General features: G+C 47.4%; 1 protein-coding gene. It reads right to left on the bottom strand.

Annotated features, from left to right (window positions below):
- Positions 1-515: NAD(+) diphosphatase (gene nudC, locus R7Q48_RS31165; RefSeq protein WP_318134294.1), on the bottom strand; the 515-nt coding region annotated here is incomplete at both ends.

Genomic DNA, 515 nt, shown 5'->3' with positions numbered 1-515 from the left:
TAATCCGGATTGAGCTCACCTGAATCATAATCGGCGAGGAACGCCATCATCATACTGGATGGAAAGGCCCAAGGCTGACTGCCAAAGTAACGAATGTTTTTCACGTGAATGCCCGTCTCTTCATGCACTTCGCGCGCGACACAGTCTTCTAAGGTTTCTCCCGCCTCTAAAAAGCCCGCAATCACGGTGTACATGCCATTTCGATGCCTTGGGTGTTGCGCTAGTAAAATCTGATTTTCTTTACGCACAGCAACGATGATGCATGGGAAAATGCGCGGGTAGTGCAAGGTACGACACTCTCCGCATTGCATGGCAAATTGATTATTATTAAGAAAGTTGCGCCCACCACATTGCGGACAAAAGCGTAAGCTTTGGGTCATGTGCCCATATTGGATAGCCTTGCTCAACAGCATAAATAGCGGTTCAGGGAAATGTAGACAGTCGCGCAATGAAACGAGTGGGAGATCTTGCTCCAAATCTGCAAAATTAATCCACATCACTGGCGAACCAAGATA

It is taken from the genome of Vibrio sp. 378 (assembly GCF_033339435.1).
Note: the sequence above shows the minus strand (reverse complement) of the source record. Positions and strands in the feature narration are given on the sequence as shown.